Genomic DNA, 19026 nt, shown 5'->3' on the forward strand with positions numbered 1-19026 from the left:
TTGGGTGTTATGCTCATCTGCAAAAAAGAAACCTCCGGCAGCGCTGGAGGTTTCTTTTTTTTTGGTGAATCCCGACGCGTTTCAGGGGTGAATTGATGTTGTGCTGCAGCATCTTTTCTGGAGCCCAATGAGACCGAATTGGAATCCGATGTCAGGATTACGAAAGGTTAAATGAAAAAAACGATATCCGTTGTAAAGAAATTCTGACAGAATCGCGCCCGAAATTCTATCAGGCAGATTCGGGCAGGAACAACGTCATTATTTTGAAATGCTTATCGATAAAACCTGAATAGGCTGGCTTTCATGTTGCATGCGCCACATTGGTGCGGGCAATTTGTCACTTTTGGTGCGTAGTGGGGAGAGGCGTAAGCAGGCCAATCGTCGCCGAGGCTGGCTTCCACAGCACTCAGGGGCGTTTCAGGTTGTGAGCAAATAAGCATTTCATGATGGTCTTAATTTCATCCTTTCATTGCTCGGTATCTGCCGGCGGATGGCACGCATGTATGGCCTTCAATTGGCAAGGCGTGCGATCCATTTTGCCGTGGGCAGACATTATTGCGGGCCGGAGCGTCTGGCAGGGTGCGATTGCCTCTGTCGCCGGAGGCTTGCCCGGGTGAAAACATGGCGTGCTGATTGTGGCTTTTTGCACCCGGATTCTGAGCACTCGAAAACTGCCGCATTTACTCAGTAAATGCAAAATGCATATTCACATTTGTATTTGAACTCTGAAAGAGGAATTGAACATGCTCGGCGCACAGGACGATCGGCCGGATGGAGGGGAAACCGCATCTGAACCCTATTCGCTCACCGAATTGCAGCACGCCTATTGGGTGGGGGAGCAGGAGGCCTACCGGTTTCATACCGTACCTTTCCTGTATCTCTGCTACTTCAGTGCGGAACTCGATATCCCGCGGCTCGAGGCCGCTCTTGGCACCGTACTGCAGGCCACGCCGGAGCTGTCCATCGAATTCCTGCCGGATGCCAGCCAGCGCATGGTGGAGCCGCCGGCTGGCGCCATTTCCTTAACGGTGACCGATTGGCGGGATCGCCCGCCCATCAGCGCGCTTGAACTGCAGGAATTCAACAAGCGGCAGATGGAAGACAAGCTGGAACTGCTCGGCAAGCACGTCCAGCTGACGGCCTTTCTCGACCGCGTTGCGGAAGGTTATTACCTCAATTTCGCCTTCCGCCTGATTTCCTTCGATGCCTATTCGGTCCGTCTTTTCTTCGACGCGCTGGCCCGCGTCTACAACGGGATGGGGTTGCCGACGCATCCGCGGGCGCCGTTCCCGGAGTTCATCGAGAAGCGCCGCAACGTGAAGGAAAGCGCGGCCTTCGAGCGCTCCTTCAAATACTGGCAGGACCGCGTCGAGTCCCTGCGCCATGCGCCGGAACTGCCGGTGGTCGAGCACGAGCGCATGCCCGAGCGGTCGAGCTTCAAGCGCGTGCGTTTCCTGCTCGCGCCGGAGCGCGTCGCGCACATCAACGCGCAGGCGCGTCAACTGGGCGTCAGCCTGAGCGCCGTGTTCTGCACCGCCTACGCGGACGTCCTGCGCCTGTGGTCGCGCAATCCGTCTTTCGCCATCAACATGCTGATGAGCCACCGGCCGTCGAACGACCCGCGCTACCAGCGGGCCTACGGCAACTTCGGCAGCACGCTGCTGCTGGAAGCTGCGGACACCCGCGGCAGCTTTCTGGAGCGGGCCAAGGCGCTGCAGATGCAGCTGGCACGGGACATCCGTCATGCGCGGGTGGCCGGCGTGGACGTGATCCAGGCCATGGGCCGCGTCGGGGCAGGCCTGCCGGTGATGCCGGTGGTGTTCGCCAGCTCGCTGGGCCTCGACATGCCCGAAGACATCCTGCTGCCGAGCGCGGCGGGCTGGGCCAGCTGTGGGGGCGGGCTGCACACGCCGCAGGTGTGGCTCGACTGCCAGGTCTACATGTACGGCGACGAGCTCGTGATGAACTGGGACTACGTCGAGGGCCTGTTCCTGCCCGGCGTCGTCGAGGAGATGTTCGAGACCTTCCAGCGCCACGTCGAAGCGATCATGGCGGCGGACGTGCCGGAGGAGGCGATGCTGCTGCCGCAGCTGCCGGCGGCCGCATTGCAGGCCCGCGAGACGGCCAACCGTACCGACAAGTTGCTGCCGGGGGGGCGCCTGCAGGATTTCTTCGCCGAGGCCTGTACGCATCATGGCGACCGGCCGGCGATCATTGCCACCGACCGGACCGTCGCGTACAAGGACCTGTGGTGCTGGACCACGAACCTTGCGGCGCGGCTCCGTACAGTGGGCGTCGGCCCCAACGATCTGGTGGCGATCGTGTCACGGCGCAGCTGGCGTCAGGTGGCGGCGACGATGGCGGTGGTGCAGTCCGGCGGGGCCTATCTGCCGATAACCGCCGACCAGCCCGTGGCACGCAAGGAATGGCTGATTGCCCGTCCGGGCGTGAAGGTCGTGCTGATCGAGCGCGATCTGGCCGACGGCCTCAAGGTGCCGGCCGGCGTCACGGCGATGCTGCTCGACGAGGTGTTGCCGGATGTGGTGCCGGAAGCTGCCGCCATCGAGCCCGTGCAGTGCGAGCAGGATCTGGCCTACGTGATCTTCACATCGGGCTCGACCGGGCAGCCGAAGGGCGTCGCGATCGACCATCGGGGCGCCGTCAACACCATCCAGGACGTCATCGCGCGCTTCGGCCTTGGCTGTGAAGACCGCCTGATCGGCCTGTCCAGCTTCAACTTCGACCTGTCGGTGTACGACATCTTCGGCGGTCTCGGTGCCGGTGCGGCGCTGGTGCTGCCGCCCCACAGCGAGACGCCCGCACCGGACGAATGGGCGGCTGTCGTGCGTAATCATGGCGTAACCGTCTGGAACACCGTGCCGGCGTCCCTCGAGATGTTGATCGAGTTCCTCGGGCCGCTGGCCACGAGCGAGCTGCAGTCGCTGCGCCTGGTGATGCTGAGCGGCGACTGGATTCCGGTGACGCTGCCCGAGCGCTTGAAGCACACCGTGCCGGGCGCGACGCTGATCAGCCTGGGCGGCGCGACGGAAGCGTCGATCTGGTCCAACTACTTCCCGGTCGACGGCGTGCCAGCCAACTGGAAGAGCATTCCCTACGGCTGGCCACTGGCCAACCAGAGCTTCCACGTGCTGAACCGTGATCTGCAGCCGGCGCCGGACTGGGTACCGGGCGACCTGTACATCGGCGGCATCGGTCTGGCGCGGGAGTATTACGACGATCCGCTGCGTACCGCCGAGAGCTTCATCGTCCACCCGCAGACCGGCGAGCGCCTGTACCGCACCGGCGACGTGGGGCGCTACCACGAGGACGGCTGCCTGGAATTCCTCGGCCGCCTGGACGGCCAGGTGAAGATCCGCGGTTTCCGCATCGAACTGGAGGAAATCGACGCCACGTTGGTGCGCTGTCCGGGCATCCGGGCCGCGGCGACGGTGGTCGTCCGCAAGGGCAGCGACAGCCGCCTGGTGGCCTTCTATCAGCCGGCCGGTCCGCGTCTGCCGCTGGCCGACGAGATCCGCGCCCACCTGGCCGCGAGCCTGTCCCCGTACATGGTGCCGTCCCAGTTCATGGGGCTGGATGCGCTGCCGGTGACGCCCAACGGCAAGGTTGACCGCAAGGCACTGACGGCATTGGCTGAATCGCTGAGCCATGAAGCCGGCCCGCGGCGCATGCCTGAGAGCGAGACCGAGCGGTGCCTGGCGACGCTGTGGTGCCAGCTCCTGGGCGTCGAATCCATCGGTGCCGAAGAGGAGTTCTTCGATCTGGGCGGCACTTCGCTGCTGGCAGTCCGCCTGATCAACGCCATCACCGCCGAGTTCGGCCGCAGCCTGCCGCTGGTGTCCCTGCTTCGCCACGGCACCATCGCCGCGCAGGCCCTCATGCTCGACAAGGACGTGAATGCGCGCAGCGAGCAGCGCAGCGCGCTGGCCGTGCTGCGTGAGGGGGAGCAGGGCGTCCTGGCGGTCGTGCATCCGGTGGGCGGCAACATCCTGTGCTACCGGGAACTCTTCGACATGCTGCCGCCGGGAATGGCATTGCTCGGGCTGCAATCGCCGGGCAACGGCAGTAAGCGGGATCTGCCGGGCCTGGCTGCCAGTTACGTGGATGCCCTGGCGGCGTGGACCAAGGGCCGGCGCATCCACCTGCTCGGCTGGTCGATGGGTGGCGTGATCGCCCAGGAAATGGCCCGCCAGCTGGAGATAAGCGGAATGGCGCCGGCCAGCGTGACGATGATCGACAGCTGGATGGGCGCGCGCCAGGGCGGCGAACAGCGGCTCGAAGGCGAGCTGCTGCTGCGCAACTTCCTGCGCGACCTGATCGGCGGCGAACTGCCACGGGACTTCGACGCGCTGGCGGAGCTGTCCGAGGCGGACCGCCCGGCCTTCGTCGTCCATACCCTGCAGCGCACCGGTGGGGTGGCCGTCTCCGAAGACGAGTTCCGCGTACTGCTCGCCGAGTACCAGGCCAACTACAACGCGTTGGTCAATCATCAGGCGCAGGTCACCGCGACGCCGGTACGGCTGTACCGGGCCAGCCGCAGCATGGACTTCCCGCTGCTGGCGCCGTTCGCCGTTCCGGAAATGGCCAACCTGCAGGTGATCGACTGGGAAGGCGACCACTTCTCGGTGGTCGGCCGCGCCTCCCTGGAGCGGATCGTGGTGCAGTCTCTCGGCCTCGCCGACGACGCCCGCTGCGCACAGCCGGAGGACGGCGCTTTACTGCCGGCCGGCAAACGTGTCTCCGACTCGGACAACTCTCAAATGGAATCGACCCTTCAATGAGCGAACACTTCGACACCCTCGTCATCGGCGGCGGACAGGCCGGGCTGGCGACGAGCTACCACCTTTCCCTCCAGCAGCGTTCGCACCTGGTGCTCGAACGGGGCGACATCCCCGCGCCGGTGTGGCGTGATGACCGCTGGGACTCCTTCACGCTGGTGACCCCGAACTGGGACTTTCGCCTGCCCGGCGCACCCTATGCGGGTGAGGCGCCGGACGGCTTCATGCCCCGCGCGGACATCGTCGGCACCTTCAAGGACTACGTGGAGCGTTTCCAGCTGCCGCTGCGCTGCCGGACCGAGGTGACGGCGGTCGAGGCCGACCCGCTCGGCTTCCGCGTGAGCACCGGCGACGGTGTCAGCTACACCGCGCGCAACGTGGTGATGGCGACGGGCCTGTTCCAGTTTCCGCGCCGCCACGGCATGGCCGACAAGCTGTCGCCGTCGGTCGCGCAGATCCATTCCGGCCTGTACCGCAATCCGGACGCCCTCGCGCCGGGCGGCGTGCTGGTGGTCGGCAGCTCCCAGTCGGGCTGCCAGATCGCCGACGAGCTCAATCGCGCCGGCCGCAAGGTCTTCCTGTGCGTCGGGCCGCACACCCGGGCGCCGCGCCGTTATCGGGGCAAGGACATCTTCGAGTGGATGAAGCTGTCGGGCCTGGCCGACCAGACCGTGGACACCCTCAGCTCCCCGAAGTTGAAGTTCGCGCCGAACCCGATCATGGCCGGTCGGCCCGATGGCAGCATGAACCTGCACCAGTTCGCCAGGGCCGGCATCCGCCTGCTCGGCATGCTGCAGGACATGGATGGGACGGAGATCCGTCTGGCGCCTGACATGCACGACAACCTGGCCGTCGCCGACCGCTTCGAGGCCGGCCTGCTGCGCCAGATCGACCAGTTGGTTGCCATGCGCCAGCTCGACCTGCCGGAGGAAAGTCTGCCGGCCGGCGACGAGGGTTTCGCCCAATCTCAGCCGAACCGCATCGACCTCGCTGCGGAAGGCATCACCACGGTGATCTGGGCCACCGGCTACGGCTTCGATTTCGGCATGGTGCGCTTCCCGGTGTTCGATGAGGACGGTTATCCCGTGCAGAAGCGCGGCGTCACGGCGCAGGAGGGCCTGTATTTCATCGGTCTGCCGTGGCTGCACAACAAGCGTTCCGGCCTGCTGAGCGGGGTCGGCGAGGATGCCGCCTACGTGGCGGAGCACATCCGTGCCCGTGACCTGAACGGGGAGGCTGCGAGTGAGTGAGTCCGCCCCGGCTCCGGCCGTTCCGCCCGCGTCCGGCCCGACCCCGAAGTCGGCCAGGAAGGTCAAGCTGATCCTTCTCGTCCTGCTGCTCGCCGCACTGGCCGTCGCCGGCCGCATGTGGTGGCGCAGTACCTACTTCGAGGAGACCAACAACGCCTACGTGGACGGCCACATCAGCGCCATCGCGCCGCGGGTCGAAGGCGTGGTCACCAAGGTGAAGGTCACCGACAACCAGCTGGTGAAGGCCGGCGATGTGCTGGTCGAGCTCGATCCGGCCGACTTCTCGGTGCGCGCGGACAAGATCAAGGCGCAGCTCCAGGAAGTGGAGGGCGAACTGCTGAAGCTCGATGCGCAGATCGAGCAGGGCGAGGCCCATGCGCGTGCGCTGGATGCCCAGTCGGCCCGCAACCTGGCGCAGATCGCACGCTTCAAGCGCGACGCCGAGCGCCAGATCGCCCTGAACAACAAGGAGATCAAGGCTGTCACCGAAACGGAGCTGAACGCCGCCGTCGCGGCGCGGGACAGCGCCTACGCCGACGAGGCCGCCCAGAAGGAAGAGATCAAGGCCGCCAAGGCCGGCGTGCGGGCGCTCCAGTCCGGCCGCGAGGCGCTGCTGGCGCGCAAGAAGGCCCTGGAGGCGGAAGTCCGCAACGCCGGCCTGCAGCTCGGCTACGCCACCATCAAGGCGCCGGTCGACGGCCGCATCGGCAACAAGGCGGTCGAGGTGGGCGCCCACGTGGCGGTCGGGCAGCGTCTGTTCGTGATCATCCAGGATGGCGTGTGGATCAACGCCAACTTCAAGGAGACCCAGCTGCGCGACCTGGCGCCGGGCCAGAAGGTGAAAGTTGCCCTCGACAGCCTGCCGGGGCAGGACATCGAAGGCCGCGTGGACAGCTTTGCACCGGCCTCCGGCGCCAAGTTCGCGCTGTTGCCGCCGGATAACGCGACCGGTAACTTCACCAAGATCGTCCAGCGGGTGCCGGTCAAGGTCACCTTCGCGCCGGAGACGCCGAAGGCCCTGCTGGACAAGGTGGTGCCGGGCATGTCCGCGCAGATCGAGATCGACCTGCGCCAGGGGCAGCCCGGGGCGGGCGCCCGATGAGCACTGCGCAGGCGGCGGGGGCGGCCGAGGTTTCCGGCCGGACCTGGCTCGCCATCGGCGCGGCGATCCTCGGCGTCTTCATGGCGGTGCTGGATACGCAGATCACCAACGCGTCGCTGCCGGAAATCCTCGGCTCCCTGTCGGCGTCCATGGAGGAAGGGTCGTGGATGAGCACGACCTACCTGGCAGCGGAGGTCGTGGTGATCCCGCTGACCGGCTTTTTTCTGCGGGTCTTCGGCGCGCGCGCCTACATTCTGGTCAATACGGTCCTGTTCCTGGTGCTGTCCACCTTGTGCGGCTTCGCCTGGAACCTGGAGTCGATGATCGTCTTCCGGGCCCTGCAGGGTTTCTTCGGCGGGGCGCTGATCCCCACTGCGATGACCCTCGTCATCACCCGGCTGCCGCCCGGCAAGCGTCCAATAGCGCTGGCTTGGCTGATGCTGGCCAGTACGCTGGCCCCGACGCTGGGGCCGACCGTCGGCGGCATCCTCACGGAGAGCTACGGCTGGCCGTCGATCTTCTTCATCAACTGGGCTCCGGGTATCCTGATGTTCGCGGGCGTCGCCATCGGCCTCGATCCCCAGAAGCATCACCTCGACCTGCTGCGCAAGCTGGACTGGGCGGGTATCGGCGGCATGATCCTCGGCCTCGGCGCACTGATCGTGTTCCTGGAAGAGGGCAACCGCAAGGACTGGTTCGACTCCAACTTCATCCGCACCATGGCCTTCATGGCCTTCGGTGGCATCACGATGTGGATCGGCACCCAGCTGCTGCGGGCCGAGCCCTTCGTCAATGTGTGGCTGTTCGGGCGGCGCAACTTCACGGTGTCGTCGGTCGTTGGCGCGGTGGTGGGCATGGGGCTGTACGGCTCGACCTTCGTGCTGCCGCTGTTCCTGGCCCAGATCGCCGGCTACAACTCGCGGCAGATCGGCGAGGTCATCATGTGGATGGGCCTGCCGCAGATCCTGGTCACGCCCTTCGCCGCGGTGTTCGCCAAGAAGTTCGACAACCGGATCATCTGCTCCATTGGCCTGATGTTGTTCTCGGTGTCCTGTTTCATGAACTCGACGATGACGGCCAGCACCGGCTACGACCAGCTGGTCACGTCGCAGGTGTTCCGCGCCCTCGGGCAGCCGCTGATCATCATCACCCTGTCGAACATCGCCATTCATCGCATCGAGGCCCTCAATCTGTCCTCAGCGTCCAGCCTGTACAACATGAGCCGGGTGCTCGGCGGCGCAGTGGGCACGGCCATCCTGTCTACGGCGATCACGATGCGCGAGCATTTCCATTCTGAGCGGCTGGTCGATTCGGTCACGCTGTTCTCGACTTCCACGCGGGAATACCTCGCCGCCTTGACGAAAGTGCACTTCCAGGCCGGCGGCGACGCGGTGCACGCGAGCCATCAGGCACTGGCCAGCCTCAACGGGCTGGTGCAGCGGGAAGCCTATGTGATGGCCTTCAACGACAGCTTTTTCATCCTCGGTTGCGTCTTGCTGGCTTCGGTGGGCCTGGTCTGGCTGGCCGACCGCATCGTCGCACCGAAGGACAAATAGGAGTGCCCATGAACAAGACACGTCCGCTGATCATCGCGCTGATGTCCCTGCTGGGCGGCTGTGCCGCCCAAGGGAACTTCGCGCCGGCGCCCGAACCGGTGACGCCGCCGAGCTACCGCAACGCACCGGCCGAGGTTCCGAACACGCTGCAGGCCGACTGGTGGCGGATCTACCAGGACCCGGTGCTCAACCACCTGGTCGAGACCGTGCAGGCGCGCAACCCGTACACCGAGGTGGCCCTGCTGCGTGTCGCGGAGGCCCAGGCCGGCGTGCAGTCGGCATCCGCCGATCTCCTTCCCAACGTGGGTTTCGGCGCCAGCGCCGACAAGAGCCACACTTCCGTCAACACGCCGCTGGGCAAGCTGTTGGGCGGGCGCACCATCGCCGGCAAGACCTACAAGCTCGGCGTCAGCGCCTCCTGGCAGCTCGACCTGTGGGGTCGCGTCGCCCAGGCCGTCGAGGCGGCCAAGGCCCAGGCCGGTGCGGCCGAGGCCGTCAAGCGGCAGATCGCGCTGGTGCTGGCCAGCGAGGTGGCTGTGGCCTATTGGCAGTTCCGCGCGGCGGACGCTGACCACGCACTGCTCGCAAAGATCCGCGAAGAGCGGGCGGAGGCGGTCAGATTGGGCGCGCTGCGCCTGGAGGCCGGGCTGGGCACCGAACAGGACTGGCTGGATGCCAAGGTCGAGCTGGCCAAGGTCAAGGCCGAGATGAGCGAGGTCAACGTCAAGCGGGCGATGGCCGAGCAGGAACTGGCCACGCTGATGGTCGAGCCGGTCAAGGATTTCCGCGTGCCTTCCGACCCGGCCTACCGCTTGCCGGCGATTCCGCAGGTGGCGCCGGGGCTGCCGGCCGTCATCCTGGCGCGGCGGCCGGACCTGATGGAGTCGACGCAGAACATCCGCGCCTTGCTGGCCGTGGAGCGCATCGCCGAAACCGCCTTCTACCCGTCGATCAGCCTCACCAGCGCCTATGGTTTTGCGTCGTCCCAGTTGAAGAGTGCGGTCAATCACAGCTCCCGCGAGTTCTCCATCGGGCCGCTGGCGCTGTACCTGCCGCTGTTCGACGCCGGCCGCAACCAGGCCAATCTCGACGCGGCCCGGTCCCGCTACCGGCAGGCGGTGGATGTGCACCAGGTCAGCGTGCTGATCGCGCTGCGCGAGGTGGACGATGCGCTGGTGCAGGTTGAGGCGGCCAACGAGCAGATGCGCACTCTCGGCTTGTCGCTGGCGGCCAGCCAGCGGGCGTCGGCGGTGGCCAAGGCGCGCTTCGAGCACGGCCAGAACACCTACCAGAAGGTCGCGTCGGCGCGGGCCGGCGCGCTGGCCGTCGAGCGCAGCCTGGTGCGCAGCCAGACGGAAGGGCTGCTTGCCACGGTCCGCCTGGTCGCCGCATTGGGCGGAGGCTGGGAGGCTGCGGAAGGCGCGAAGCCAGCCAAGGACGTGGTGGCCCGTTCCGACTGATGTTCCCCTACATCGGCGGGATGCTTACCGATGCAAAATCCCGCCAGCCGTCTTGTCCTGCCGCGTGCCGCTGTTTTCTGTGGGCACACTGAACGAGTTCTCCAGCATCCGCAATTCGGGTTGGTGCAGAACCGCCAGGTGCTCCAGTACTTTCTCGCCCTCCGGCAGGAGATGAATTTCCACCTGACGCCGGTCCTCCTGATTGACGCGTCGCTGGATCAGGCCCAGTTTCTCGCAACGATCCAGCAGGGCCACAACGCCATGGTGTTTGGCCTGCAGCTTTTCGGCGAGCTCGCTCACGCTGGCCCAGTCCTTTTCGCGCATGGCCTTCACGTGCAGGAGCAGCTGATACTGAAGGGACGTCAGGCCTTCCGCGTGGCAGATATCTTCGCTGAATCGCAGAAAGCGCCTCAGTTGGTAACGGACATGGGATAGCCGCCGGTAGTCGTCCTGGGAGAGGGCGACGGGCAGGTCGGAGGGGCTGTCCGATGAGGGCGAATTCGTGGGATTGCGGGGATCGGAACGCGACATTCGTATCGTGTGCAGCTGAATGAATCCCCGGATTCTAAAACGTCACCGCCTACGATTTCACATGATCTGCAGTGCCCACCGGAGCCGGATCGTCTCCCAGGAGCCGCTGCAAATCCCCGCTCCACCAAAGATCACAACACCACGCGAGAAACGCCAGCAGCGCTGCGACCACCAGCCAGAGTCCGGCGTTGATCTGTTCGTCGGCCAGATAGACGGCACACAGACGGGTTGGCGCGTCCTGATAAAGCAGGCCGACCACGGCTGCCATCCAGCACCAGTTGCCAAGAAAGAAGGCCTGCACGATGCGACCTGCCCGCGGCCACGAGTATCGAAATGCGGCACCGGCGGCGAGCAGCGAGGCGAACTTGGCCGCCTCCGCCCAAGGCAGGAGGCGCGCCGCGTCGATGGCACGGGGAATCATCCAGAACGACGTTGCCAGCACGCTGAGTGATAGCCCGGCGAGGCCGTAGGCATTCCACGCGCGGAGCGGCGAGGCTTGCGCTGATCCTCGGCCGCCGGCCAGCAACCATCCTGCGGCGGTAATCAGCGGCAACTGGACAAGCATGTGCCGCGTCATATGGCTTTCAAGCCAGTCGCGCACGGTGGGTATCGCCAGGAACAGCAGCAGACCAAGGGCGATAAAGACACTAGGGCGGTTTTTCATGAGCCGGCCCCGGGACGCGCTTCCGTGGCGTTGGCAGCCCCAACTCTTGCCAGCGCCTCGGCTAGTGCTGCGGCCGGATTGGCAAGGTCCATGATCCGTACCAGGCGGCCACGCCGGTCCACCACGTGTATTGCCGCATTGTGCTCGAAGCCGCCCAGCCCATCGGGGATGACGACGATCCCGAAGTTGCCGAGCAGCTTTGGCAGATCCGCGGCGTTGGCGAGCACTGCGAATTGCCACACGGCGCTGTCGGCGCGCTGGTGGCGAGCATAGGCAGCAAGCCCGGCTGGCGTGTCGTGCTCGGGATCGAAGCTGATGCTGAGCAGGCGGATACGGTCCTGCAAGCCGCGCGCACGGATCTCGGTCTGCAGTTGCTGGAACTCGCTCCCGAGCGCGCGGCATACCGTTTCGCAGCGGGTGTAGACGAAGTCGAGAAGGGTCACGCGCTCCGGATCGCTCAGGGACACGGATCTGCCGTCCGTGCCCAGCACAGCCAGAACGGGCAGCTGAACCGGGGCCTCCGAAACTTCAAGCCGGCGCGCATCTTCGCTGGTGAAGGCGCGCAGCCCATCGGTTGTCAGCGCCAAGGCAGTGCCTCCGGCCAGCGCAACGCAAAGCACGGCAAGCAGGGTCCGCATCTTGTCCCGTCCCGACTTCCGGCTAGCGGAATTGCGCCAGCTCGTCGCCCCCGGTCCAGGGCTTGCTGCGCGCCTTGGTGGCGTCACGTTCGGTCGCAACCGTCGCCGGACTGATTGGACTGGCCGCATTGCCCCACTGTTTCCGGACGTAGCTCGTCACTGCAGCGATTTCGGCGTCGTTGAGCTTCTCGCCGAAATTCGGCATGGCGCCCTGATAGCTCGCACCTTTCACCGTGATCGGACCATCGATGCCATGCAGCAGGATTTGCACAATCAGGCGCTCCTTCCCCGTGGCCCATTCCGAGCCGGCCAGCGGAGGGAATACGCCAGGAATCCCCAGCCCGGTGGCCTGGTGACAGGCCGAGCACTGCGCTGCAAAGATCTGAGCGCCATCCACCGGCGCGCCAGGTGCGGCCGCTACGGTGGCGGAAAGGTCCGAGAGCGTGCGCCGGTCGCCGAATTGCGGCGGTGTGCGGGGATTCGCAGTCGCTATGTAATAGATGGCCCAGCCCAGCAAGATGGCGACCAAGCCCAGCAGGAGCACGGGAATTGGCGTCGACGACTCGTGGGGTTCGGGGTTTTCGCGCAAATGGGAGTCATGAATGGCCTGCCCACGCTTTGAATGTAAGGTCATGGCTCTGGATTCCTATTTCGCCTGTGCGGCGTCTGGAATGGGGTAGGTGTGGTCAAGCGACAGGAGGTACTTGGCCAGCGCGATGGCTTCCGGCTTGGCGACGATGACGCCCTTGGCCGGCGCGAACGCAGGGGGGAGCGTCACGACCTTGTCGCCCGCAGCGGCCTGGGCCTTCAATTCGAACAGATACGGGAAGCCCGGCATGATGCTGTTCGGGGTATAGGCCCGCGGCTGGTACAGGTGGCCGAGTTGCCAGTCGATGCTCGGCTGGCGGGCGCCGATGTTGAACAGATCGGGGCCTGTCCGCATGGTGCCCAGCAGGTGAGGCTTGTCGTAATAGTAGTCGCCCGGCACGGGGGCTCTGCCCCAGCCACGCTTGGCATCCGGCGCCTGGCTGGCATCGCGTGGTTGCTGGGAATGGCAGTACACGCAGCCTTCGCTGATGTATTGCTGACGCCCGCGAGCTTCTTCCGGGCTGTAATCCTTCAGCTTTTGGGGAGGCTGGACCGACTGCAACTGGAAATAGGGCAGCACGACCAGGGCGCTGGCGGAAACGGCGAGGGTGACCAGGGCGCCGGAGATGAGCTTGAATTCGTTTTCCATGATTCAGGCCGCAAAAGGATTGCCGAGAATGACCGAGCCGGTACGCTTGGGACCATAACGCAAGGCCATGGCTGCGAAATGGAAGGCGAAGACCAGATGGCCGGCCGTCATCAGCGTGCCGCCGACCGAACGCGCTTTCAGATAAGGCAGGGTCACCGTCACCGAATCCATGAACGGACGCGTGGCATCGACCATGGCGAGACCTTGCAGGATGCCGCCGATGGTCAGGCCGACGAAGTAGATCGCGAAGCCGACAACGACCAGCCAGAAATGCCATTCGATCAGACGCGGATACGGCCACTCCCAGGCCATGATGCGCGGCATCACGAAGTAGATCGCGCCGAACATCACCATCGTCACGAATCCGTAGAGACCCAGGTGGGCATGGGCAACGGTGAAGTGCGTGAAATGCGTAATGGTGTTGATGCTGCGCAGTGCTTCAAAAGAGCCCTGGATCGAACTGAGCGTGTACATCAGGCCCCCCAGCGCGATGAAGCGCAGCGTCGGGGAGTGGGGGATGGCGTCCAGAACGCCACGGAGCGTCAGGAATTGATTCGTCGTGAAGGCCAGCACCGGCACGATCATCATCACGCTCTGGACGATCGACAGCGTCACCATCCATTCCGGCACCGGACCGCCGATCAGGTGGTGGCCGCCGACCTGGCCGTAAAAGAAGGCCAGCGCCCAGAAGCCAAGCAGCGAAAGGTTGTAGGACTGGATGGGGCGGCCGAGCACCTTTGGCAGAAAGTAATAAGTGGTCGCCAAGGCCATCGGCGTATAGAAAAGCCCCAGCACGTTGTGGCCAAACCACCAGTTCATCGTGGCCTGTTCAACCCCGAAATGAAGCCCCGGAAACTTGGCGACGACGAACAGGATGGGGAACCAGAAAAGGGCCGCGCCCATGTACCAGATCGACACGTACAAGTGCTTCTCGGTGCGCCGGTGCAGGGTAAGGATCAATGGCAGCCCGATCATCGCGCCGCCGGCCACGATCAACAGACCCAATTGCCAGGGGATCTCGAGCCACTCCATGCCGTCGTTGATGCCATTGCCGATACAGACCAGGCCGGCGATCAAGGCCGCGTTCCACAACACGGCCCCGAGCATCGCATAGCGCCCTCCGGCCAGTTTCGTCTTGAGGAGGCGCGGCAACATCCAGATGGCGATACCGAAAGACGCCATGGGCGCCCAACCGTAGGCGACGACATTGAGGTGCAGCGTCCGGATTCGACCGAAGGTCAGCCACGGCGTGTTGGTCAGCCAGTCCGGGTTGTGCAGCTTGAGCGAGCTGGTCAGCCCGGCAAACGATGCCAGCACCAACCAGACGACAGCGCAGCACAGAAAGATGAAAGCCGGTTGGGCGCTCGTGCGGTCCGCTTCGAGCCGGGCACGGAGCGCCCCCTGATCCGGCTGTGTGTGATCGGCACCACCATGGGCAACCACGCGTTGCAGTGCCTGAGCACCAGCCCGCGTAGCGCCCGGATCTTCGATATGACCGATCTCGCCGGCAGCAAAGATCGTGCGGGCGCCTTTGGCGTTGCGTTCGAACAGTTTCCTGCGCAACGACCAGATGAAAACAAGCAATCCTGTAACTGACAGGATGAATGAAGAAAGCAAGATAGTGACGGTATCCATGGCTCTTCCGTTGGGGTTCGGGGGTGACGACTCGCGGAGCTTCGGCTCCTGCTGATAGTTATTTGCGTGCTGCCAGCGGTGAAGTGCCTCGCCTCAACGGCCCAGCATGAATAGAGGGATGCCTCCGCGCCGCGGATAATTAGATCACAACATGATATAAATACAACCGCGCCGGCCACGTGGGTAAGGTGTAACCCCGTGGCAGGCCCTGTCGGCTTGAAAGAGGATGCTGCGCGTGGCTACCAGCGCAGGATCGAATTGCCGATCATGGCGCCGATGCCGGCGGGAATGAGCGTCCCGAGCAGATACCAGAAGCCGATGAACGGCGCGCCCATTTCCGGGCAGTGCAGGCAATAGACCACCGCGGCGACAGACCCGGAAAGAAGGCCCGCGGCGAATCCGGCCAACCGCGGGCGGGTTGGTGCCAGGTCTTTCATGGTGTGCAGCACCGCGGCGAACACCGGCAGGGAGAGCAGGGCGATCAGCAGCGGGCAGGATTTCCAGGTGTCGCCAAAGAAGAGCTTCGAGCGCTCCACCGGCTCCGCGTCGACCAGCGTGAAGGCAGCGACGGCCCAGATTCCCAGGACCGGGAGACCGAGAGCGAGCGGCACCCGGTCGATCACCGCGCCCGGCCGCGACAGGCGGAGTGCAGCGAACAGGCTCCCAGCGGCAAGACTGGCAACAAAACCGACCTTGATCCAGAACATCGGCAACAGCAAGGCCTGCGCGAGATCGTGACGCACCTGAAGCAGCGCGAGCATCAACAGGCCGGCGCCCGCCGCGCCCCAGCCGATGGCAACTGCGTAGCGCTGCGTGGCGGCAGGTGTGTTAACCGCCCCGGCGCCGGTGGCCAGCATGGTGATCAGATCATCTGTCTTCATAATGCACCTCGAATCTTGGCGGCGAGCGCTTTCAAGCCGCGATGGACGCCGATCTTGACCGCCGATTCCGACATCCCGCTCAAATCGGCCGCCTCCTTGACCGACAGGCCTTCCAGTTTGGTGTGCACGATCGGCAGGCGGAGCCGGTCGGGCAGATCTTCCAGCAACTTGTTCAGATCCCGGCGCGCCTCGGCGGCGTCGGAATCGACCGTGCTGAACAGCTCCATATCCTCGTCCAGCGGATCGTTCAACATCTCGTGCGTCGCCCGCCGCCGGAGCAGATCGACCAGCTTGTAGCGGGCGATGGCCTGCACCCAGGCCGACAAGGGCTGATCCGCCTCGTAGGTATGGCGCAGGTTATGGATGGCCAGCAGGGACTCCTGCACCAGATCCTCAACCTCGTCCGGCAAACGGGCCAGGCGCCGTCGCAGAAAGGCGCGCAGATGCGCGCTCAATTCCGTCAAAAACATCTTGTAAGCGGCATCGTCGCCGGCAAGCCCCTGCGTCAGCAGGTCTCGCAGGCGATCTTCCTTCGAACGAAATCCCGCTTCCCTATTCATTCGTTGCATCGATGCCTTTGGTTACAGCCACCGGAAAAAATATTTGCGATGCGCTGACAGAAAAAAATTCTGCCTGAGCTTGTAACCATTTGCCACCCGCCACCGAACTAACGGGTACGCAACGCAATAAACGGTCACCCGTTGGAAAGGGGCACCATGGACAACGATACCGCTCTCATTCATCCGCGCTGGGTCCGCATTACCCATTGGATCAACGCGCTTGCAGTCATTACGCTGGCGACAAGCGGCTGGCGTATTTACGACGCCTCGCCGTTCTTCCCATTCGCCATTCCCCCGCAATTCACCCTGGGGGGCTGGTTGGGCGGCGCCATCCAGTGGCATTTCGCGGCCATGTGGGTGCTGGCCGGCAACGGCCTGATCTACCTGGCGAGCAACCTCGTCAGCGGGCGCCTGTGGCGCAAGTTCTTCCCCTGGTCGCCGCGCGCCTTCATCGCGGACATAGTGGCCGCCCTGAAAGGCAAGCTGTCGCACGCCGACCCGAGCCACTACAACATGGTGCAGCGAGCGGCCTATCTCTTCGTGATGGTCGATTCGGTGCTGCTCGTCCTGTCCGGGCTGGTGCTTTGGAAGTCCGTGCAGTTTCCGCTGCTGCGCACGCTGCTCGGCGGCTACGAAGCGGCGCGGCGGGAGCATTTTTTGGCCATGGCGGCGCTGGTGGCCTTCGTCGGTGTCCATCTGGTCATGGTGGCGCTGGTACCCCGTACGCTGCTGGCCATGATCCGTGGCCGCTAGGGAGTGAATGACATGCCCAAGAACGTTTCCCGCCTGCTCATTGCCAACGGAGAGCGGCTGCTCAAGGACGCCCTGAAGGACATGGGGCGCCATCTCGAACAACCGACCCGGCGTGCCTTCCTGCAACGCTCCCTGAGCCTGGGCGGGCTCTCTCTGCTCAGTGGCTGTTCGATTGTCGATGAGGAAAGCGTCGAAGCGGCACTGATGAAAGTGTCGCGCTTCAACGACAAGGCCCAGGCCTGGCTCTTCGACCCCAACCGGCTGGCGCCGACCTATCCGGATTCGATGATCACCCGGCCATTTCCCTTCAATGCCTACTACGACGAGGACGAGATCCGGGAAGTGGACGAACAGGCGTATCGCCTGGAGGTCACCGGCCTCGTCGCCGACAAGCACCCCTGGACGCTGGCCGAGCTGCGGGCCCTGCCTCAGACCGACCAGATCACCCGCCATATCTGCGTCGAAGGCTGGAGCGCCATCGGCAAATGGGGCGGCGTGCCGTTTGCCAGCTTCCTGCGCCGGATCGGGGCGGACCTCAGCGCCAAGTATGTCGGCTTCAAATGCGTCGACGACTACTACACCAGCATCGACATGCCGACCGCGCTGCACCCGCAAACGCTGCTGACCCTGACCTACGACGGCCAGCCGCTACCGCCGCGCTACGGCTTTCCGATGAAGCTGCGCATGCCGACCAAGCTCGGCTACAAGAACCCGAAATACATCCAGGCCATTTTTGTCACCAACACCTACCCCGGGGGCTATTGGGAAGACCAGGGGTACAACTGGTTCGGTGGCAGTTGAGCAATCCCGCTCGACTGCCCTGAAGACCCGGCATCTCTGCCGATCATTCATCACCTCAAGGAGTCCGCCATGAAAACGATTGTTTCCAGCATTTTCGCCGCATGTTTGATGCTCGCCGGCAGCACCGCTTTTGCCGACGACATGATGAAGAAGGACGCAATGGCCACCGACGGTATGGCCAAGGACGGCATGAAGAAGGAAATGAAGGCCAAGGATCACATGGCCAAGGACCACATGGCCAAAGATGGCATGAAGAAGGACGCCATGAAGAAAGACGGCATGGCCAAGGACGCCATGAGCAAGGACGCAATGGGCAAGGACGAAATGAAAAAGTAAGCGCAGAGGGTGGGGCCGGCCATCTGCCATCGTCAATTCAAATAGCCGACCCCGCCACAGAGCCACATGCCCGCAGCGGAAAGATCATATGAAGCTGCAGGCAACCACGAATCGGGAGCGAATCATGTTCTTCCAGTTCCGATCCAGAAAATTCGGCCTGCCCGCGCGCCTCGCCAGCGTGGCCCTCGCGGTGGTTGCGATTCCAGCCCATTCCGCATCGGCACCCGCCGGAGGCAAGCCGGACAGCGCAGCGCCCGCGCTGCAGACGGCCGTCTTTGCCGGCGGCTGCTTCTGGGGCGTCGATGCCGTATTCCGGCACGTCAAGGGCGTTACCAATGTGGAATCGGGTTACGCCGGCGGCGGTGCCGACAAGGCCCATTACGACGCGGTGAGCAGCGGCCGGACGGGGCACGCCGAAGCCGTGCGCGTTGTCTTCAATCCGGCGCTCGTTTCATACCAGCAACTGCTGCAGGTCTTCTTCGTGGTTGCCCACGATCCGACACAACTCAACCGCCAAGGGCCGGATGTCGGCAGCCAATACCGTTCGGCAATCTTCTTTGCCGACCCCGAGCAGCAAAAGGCGGCAAGCGATCAGATCCAAAAACTGACCGTCGATCACACCTTCGGCAAGCCAATAGTCACGCAAGTTGCCGCACTGCAGGCGTTCTATCCCGCCGAGCAATATCACCAGAACTACCTGGCCCTGCATTCCACCCAGCCCTACATCGTCATCAACGACCTGCCCAAGATCGAACAGCTCCGCAAGCGATTCCCGGCGCTGTATCAATAAAACCAGCATCATCTTTCCCATGTATGCTTGATGCAG

17 protein-coding genes are annotated in these 19026 nt (G+C 64.3%); 9 read left to right on the forward strand and 8 right to left on the reverse strand.

The genetic code is table 11. The features are described from left to right. Nucleotides 1-743 precede the first annotated feature (743 nt). From AC1PPK_RS16245 to AC1PPK_RS16265, 5 genes are read left to right on the forward strand one after another with little or no spacing between them, the layout of a single operon-like run. Nucleotides 744-4799, forward strand: coding sequence for a non-ribosomal peptide synthetase (locus AC1PPK_RS16245; RefSeq protein WP_481114064.1), 4056 nt, complete (start codon nucleotides 744-746; stop codon nucleotides 4797-4799). Then, nucleotides 4796-6046 (forward strand): NAD(P)-binding domain-containing protein, encoded by a 1251-nt coding sequence (locus tag AC1PPK_RS16250; RefSeq protein WP_481114065.1) that lies wholly within the window; start codon nucleotides 4796-4798, stop codon nucleotides 6044-6046. Before AC1PPK_RS16245 ends, AC1PPK_RS16250 begins: the two co-directional genes overlap by 4 nt. Further along, complete coding sequence (locus AC1PPK_RS16255) at nucleotides 6039-7148, forward strand: HlyD family secretion protein (RefSeq protein ID WP_481114066.1); 1110 nt, start codon at nucleotides 6039-6041, stop codon at nucleotides 7146-7148. Before AC1PPK_RS16250 ends, AC1PPK_RS16255 begins: the two co-directional genes overlap by 8 nt. Then, nucleotides 7145-8704: a DHA2 family efflux MFS transporter permease subunit gene (locus AC1PPK_RS16260; protein WP_481114067.1), complete on the forward strand. Its 1560-nt coding sequence runs from the start codon at nucleotides 7145-7147 to the stop codon at nucleotides 8702-8704. The genes AC1PPK_RS16255 and AC1PPK_RS16260 overlap by 4 nt, the downstream gene beginning before the upstream one ends. 8 nt (nucleotides 8705-8712) lie before the next feature. Beyond that, the gene (locus tag AC1PPK_RS16265; RefSeq protein ID WP_481114068.1) at nucleotides 8713-10164 is read left to right on the forward strand and encodes an efflux transporter outer membrane subunit; all 1452 of its coding nucleotides are present in this window, start codon (nucleotides 8713-8715) and stop codon (nucleotides 10162-10164) included. A gap of 24 nt (nucleotides 10165-10188) precedes the next feature. On the opposite strand, the gene AC1PPK_RS16270 is transcribed toward AC1PPK_RS16265, so the two are convergent. The 8 genes from AC1PPK_RS16270 to AC1PPK_RS16305 form a co-directional block, all read right to left on the reverse strand. Further along, entirely contained in the window at nucleotides 10189-10695 is a 507-nt protein-coding gene (locus AC1PPK_RS16270) for a MarR family winged helix-turn-helix transcriptional regulator (RefSeq protein WP_481114069.1), read from the reverse strand. 49 nt (nucleotides 10696-10744) lie between these two features. After that, on the reverse strand, nucleotides 10745-11359 hold the full coding sequence (locus AC1PPK_RS16275; RefSeq protein WP_481114070.1) for a hypothetical protein: 615 nt from the start codon (nucleotides 11357-11359) through the stop codon (nucleotides 10745-10747). Then, a complete protein-coding gene (locus tag AC1PPK_RS16280; RefSeq protein ID WP_481114071.1) occupies nucleotides 11356-11946 on the reverse strand; it encodes an SCO family protein in 591 nt (196 codons plus the stop codon). Before AC1PPK_RS16280 ends, AC1PPK_RS16275 begins: the two co-directional genes overlap by 4 nt. A 73-nt stretch (nucleotides 11947-12019) precedes the next feature. Further along, a complete protein-coding gene (locus tag AC1PPK_RS16285; protein WP_481114072.1) occupies nucleotides 12020-12631 on the reverse strand; it encodes a c-type cytochrome in 612 nt (203 codons plus the stop codon). 12 nt (nucleotides 12632-12643) lie between these two features. Beyond that, entirely contained in the window at nucleotides 12644-13234 is a 591-nt protein-coding gene (locus tag AC1PPK_RS16290; protein WP_481114073.1) for a cbb3-type cytochrome c oxidase subunit II, read from the reverse strand. A gap of 3 nt (nucleotides 13235-13237) precedes the next feature. After that, the gene (locus AC1PPK_RS16295; protein WP_481114074.1) at nucleotides 13238-14869 is read right to left on the reverse strand and encodes a cbb3-type cytochrome c oxidase subunit I; all 1632 of its coding nucleotides are present in this window, start codon (nucleotides 14867-14869) and stop codon (nucleotides 13238-13240) included. A gap of 239 nt (nucleotides 14870-15108) precedes the next feature. After that, the gene (locus AC1PPK_RS16300; RefSeq protein WP_481114075.1) at nucleotides 15109-15750 is read right to left on the reverse strand and encodes an NrsF family protein; all 642 of its coding nucleotides are present in this window, start codon (nucleotides 15748-15750) and stop codon (nucleotides 15109-15111) included. Next, complete coding sequence (locus tag AC1PPK_RS16305) at nucleotides 15747-16310, reverse strand: sigma-70 family RNA polymerase sigma factor (RefSeq protein WP_481114076.1); 564 nt, start codon at nucleotides 16308-16310, stop codon at nucleotides 15747-15749. Before AC1PPK_RS16305 ends, AC1PPK_RS16300 begins: the two co-directional genes overlap by 4 nt. 156 nt (nucleotides 16311-16466) lie before the next feature. On the opposite strand from AC1PPK_RS16305, the gene AC1PPK_RS16310 reads away from it, so the two are divergent. From AC1PPK_RS16310 to msrA, 4 genes are all read left to right on the forward strand, one after another. Next, nucleotides 16467-17063: a cytochrome b/b6 domain-containing protein gene (locus tag AC1PPK_RS16310; RefSeq protein ID WP_481114077.1), complete on the forward strand. Its 597-nt coding sequence runs from the start codon at nucleotides 16467-16469 to the stop codon at nucleotides 17061-17063. A gap of 12 nt (nucleotides 17064-17075) precedes the next feature. Then, complete coding sequence (locus AC1PPK_RS16315; protein WP_481114078.1) at nucleotides 17076-17864, forward strand: molybdopterin-binding protein; 789 nt, start codon at nucleotides 17076-17078, stop codon at nucleotides 17862-17864. Between the two features lie 69 nt (nucleotides 17865-17933). Then, nucleotides 17934-18200, forward strand: a complete 267-nt coding sequence (locus AC1PPK_RS16320; protein WP_481114079.1) for a pentapeptide MXKDX repeat protein — start codon at nucleotides 17934-17936, stop codon at nucleotides 18198-18200. 88 nt (nucleotides 18201-18288) lie between these two features. Continuing rightward, nucleotides 18289-18990, forward strand: a complete 702-nt coding sequence (msrA, locus tag AC1PPK_RS16325; protein WP_481114080.1) for a peptide-methionine (S)-S-oxide reductase MsrA — start codon at nucleotides 18289-18291, stop codon at nucleotides 18988-18990. Nucleotides 18991-19026: the final 36 nt, after the last annotated feature.

It is taken from the genome of Zoogloea sp. JDB1 (assembly GCF_056724025.1).

Excerpts from the sequence above, each read along its gene's own strand:
- AC1PPK_RS16245 (WP_481114064.1), top strand. The coding sequence starts at position 744 with ATGCTCGGCGCACAGGACGATCGGCCGGATGGAGGGGAAACCGCATCT.
- AC1PPK_RS16250 (WP_481114065.1), top strand. The coding sequence starts at position 4,796 with ATGAGCGAACACTTCGACACCCTCGTCATCGGCGGCGGACAGGCCGGG.
- AC1PPK_RS16260 (WP_481114067.1), top strand. The coding sequence starts at position 7,145 with ATGAGCACTGCGCAGGCGGCGGGGGCGGCCGAGGTTTCCGGCCGGACC.
- AC1PPK_RS16265 (WP_481114068.1), top strand. The coding sequence starts at position 8,713 with ATGAACAAGACACGTCCGCTGATCATCGCGCTGATGTCCCTGCTGGGC.
- AC1PPK_RS16270 (WP_481114069.1), bottom strand. The coding sequence starts at position 10,695 with ATGTCGCGTTCCGATCCCCGCAATCCCACGAATTCGCCCTCATCGGAC.
- AC1PPK_RS16275 (WP_481114070.1), bottom strand. The coding sequence starts at position 11,359 with ATGAAAAACCGCCCTAGTGTCTTTATCGCCCTTGGTCTGCTGCTGTTC.
- AC1PPK_RS16285 (WP_481114072.1), bottom strand. The coding sequence starts at position 12,631 with ATGACCTTACATTCAAAGCGTGGGCAGGCCATTCATGACTCCCATTTG.
- AC1PPK_RS16290 (WP_481114073.1), bottom strand. The coding sequence starts at position 13,234 with ATGGAAAACGAATTCAAGCTCATCTCCGGCGCCCTGGTCACCCTCGCC.
- AC1PPK_RS16295 (WP_481114074.1), bottom strand. The coding sequence starts at position 14,869 with ATGGATACCGTCACTATCTTGCTTTCTTCATTCATCCTGTCAGTTACA.
- AC1PPK_RS16300 (WP_481114075.1), bottom strand. The coding sequence starts at position 15,750 with ATGAAGACAGATGATCTGATCACCATGCTGGCCACCGGCGCCGGGGCG.
- AC1PPK_RS16305 (WP_481114076.1), bottom strand. The coding sequence starts at position 16,310 with ATGAATAGGGAAGCGGGATTTCGTTCGAAGGAAGATCGCCTGCGAGAC.
- AC1PPK_RS16310 (WP_481114077.1), top strand. The coding sequence starts at position 16,467 with ATGGACAACGATACCGCTCTCATTCATCCGCGCTGGGTCCGCATTACC.
- AC1PPK_RS16315 (WP_481114078.1), top strand. The coding sequence starts at position 17,076 with ATGCCCAAGAACGTTTCCCGCCTGCTCATTGCCAACGGAGAGCGGCTG.
- AC1PPK_RS16320 (WP_481114079.1), top strand. The coding sequence starts at position 17,934 with ATGAAAACGATTGTTTCCAGCATTTTCGCCGCATGTTTGATGCTCGCC.
- msrA (WP_481114080.1), top strand. The coding sequence starts at position 18,289 with ATGAAGCTGCAGGCAACCACGAATCGGGAGCGAATCATGTTCTTCCAG.